General features: G+C 70.9%; 4 protein-coding genes. 3 read left to right on the top strand and 1 reads right to left on the bottom strand.

Annotated features, from left to right (window positions below; genetic code table 11):
* Window positions 1-188: PIN domain-containing protein (locus BHU15_RS40640; RefSeq protein ID WP_497210045.1), on the top strand; the 188-nt coding region annotated here is incomplete at its 5' end.
* 59 nt (window positions 189-247) lie between these two features.
* Here BHU15_RS40640 and BHU15_RS36350 read toward each other — a convergent pair.
* The gene (locus BHU15_RS36350; RefSeq protein WP_069630998.1) at window positions 248-799 is read right to left on the bottom strand and encodes a S1 RNA-binding domain-containing protein; all 552 of its coding nucleotides are present in this window, start codon (window positions 797-799) and stop codon (window positions 248-250) included.
* A gap of 201 nt (window positions 800-1000) precedes the next feature.
* Here BHU15_RS36350 and BHU15_RS36345 point away from each other — a divergent pair, with 201 nt between their 5' ends.
* Window positions 1001-1648, top strand: a complete 648-nt coding sequence (locus BHU15_RS36345; RefSeq protein WP_069630997.1) for a class I SAM-dependent methyltransferase — start codon at window positions 1001-1003, stop codon at window positions 1646-1648.
* Between the two features lie 160 nt (window positions 1649-1808).
* Window positions 1809-2116 (top strand): SCO2400 family protein (locus BHU15_RS42340; protein WP_438285004.1); only part of this gene is annotated, 308 nt, incomplete at its 3' end.

Here is a 2116-nt window from a genome sequence, read left to right as displayed (position 1 = left end):
ACTTCGCGGGCGCCTCGGCGGTGGGTGCGTTGCTCCGGGACGGGGTCGAGTGGCGGCTGGGGCAGGCGATCCACCTTTCCCGCCCGACGGTGGACTGGCCGGACGGACGCCCGGTGGTCACGGTGGACCCGGACCTGTACGCGGACATGCCACTGGTCCGCACGATCCGGCTGCCCAAGCAGCGGTAGGCGGCTGACATAGGCCGATGCGGGGCCGGGTGCACCCGGCCCCGCATCTACGGCAGGTGTCACCCGGCGTCAGGCGCGGCCCGCCGTTCGGAGAGCAGCAGCCGGCGGCGCTCCCGGTCGACGTCCGTGACGACCACTGTCATCTCCGCCCCGGCCTCGGCGACTTCCCGCGCCAGTTCATCACGATGTACCAACCCCTCGACGCCGTCGGCGACTTCGACGAAAACGCCGAACTCGATCAGCTTGGTGACCCGCCCCCGCAGCGTCTGCCCCACCGTGACGCCGTCGGCGAACGCCTGGAAGGGGTCCGGCTCGGTCGCTCTCAGGGACAGCCTGGCCTCCCCGTTCCACGTGTCGAACTGGAGGAACTCGCACGACACCCGCTGCCCGACCCGAACCACGTCCGAGACCGCCTCGATGCGCCGCCAGGACAGTTCGGGGATCGTGATGAACCCGACGCCGGGGAAGACCGGATGGACCGGGCCGTCGTCCAGGGCCACGAACACCCCGAACCGCTCGATCGCCGCGACCGTTCCGGACAGGATCTCGCCGGGGTGGCGTGCTTCCAGGAACGCCCACAGTTCCGGATACTCTCTCGCGCTGAACGCCACGTCGGACGTACCTCCCCGCAGCCGGACTCCCGCTCCTCCCGAGCCTCTCACGGAGCCGTGGCGCGCATGATCTCCGCCGGGTCCTGTGCGCAGCCGGGGCGGCCCGACGGCCACCGTCCACACACCGATCCCCAAGTCCCGGCCGAACTCGCCCAGTTCGGGTACGGCCCTCAGTGGCCGGTCGGTTCTAGGGTTGCCCGTATGGCTGAGCCCTCCTACCTGACCGCCGTACGCGAGTCGTACGACACCGTCGCCGTCGATTACGTCGAGCGCATTCCGCCGCCCGACGCGATGGACCCGCTGTCACGCGCGATGCTCGCGGGGTTCGCCGAAATCGTGCGGACGGCCGGTTCGGGGCCGGTCGCGGATCTGGGGTGCGGGCCCGGGCGGGTGACCGCGTACCTGGGCGGGTTGGGGGTGTCCGCCTTCGGCGTCGATCTGTCGCCGAAGATGGTCGCTCTGGCCCGGCAGGCCTACCCGGACCTGCGGTTCGCCGTGGGCTCCATGACCGCGCTGGAGACGGGCGACGACGAACTCGGCGGCATCCTCGCCTGGTACTCCACCCACCACACGCCCCCGCGGTGGCTGCCCACGGTGTTCGCCGAGTTCCACCGCGCGCTCGCGCCCGGCGGCCACCTGCTCTGGGGAGACTTCGTCGGCGACGAACGCGTAACACCGACCCAGGGCTACGGCCGCCCGGTGTCCTACGAGTCGTACCTCCTGCCCCTGGACCGCGTCACCGGCCTGCTGGAGGAGGCCGGACTCGTCGTCGCCGCGAAGCTGGAGCAGGAGCCGACCGGACGGTCGAAAAGACCCCACGCCTGCCTGCTCGCCCGCAAGCCCGTGTAGACGGCCAAACGCACCGTTTCGCGATCTTCGCAGGAGCGACACACAGGGTTCGCACAGCCTCCCGGAGTTCCCGTTAGGTTGTTGCGCGCTCGATCCTGAGTGCGAAATCCAGACCGGTCGTCGGTTTCCAGACGGCACAGTCAGCACAGAAAGATCGCGGATGGACTACTGCTCGACGTGCCGTCGGACGCTCAACGGGGTTTTCGTGTGCCCCGGTTGTGGTGCCTACGCCCCCGACATCGCACCCGCCGGCTCGCATCGTCACCACACCCCCTCGACGGTGGCGGTGATGGCCGAGATATCCCACACGCGGGAGTTCGACGCGTTCCCGGGCTTCCCGGACGCGAACTTCGCCGACCCGGCTTTCGCCGACCCCGCCTACGCGGCCCCGGACGCCGACGCACCGGTCGGCCCCGCCACCCCCTCCGCGACCGGCCGCGCCGCGCGCCGGCGGCGGCTGGCGGACTG

It is taken from the genome of Streptomyces niveus (assembly GCF_001723055.1).
Classification (GTDB): domain Bacteria; phylum Actinomycetota; class Actinomycetes; order Streptomycetales; family Streptomycetaceae; genus Streptomyces; species Streptomyces niveus.
This window is presented reverse-complemented; position numbering and strand designations above follow the sequence as displayed.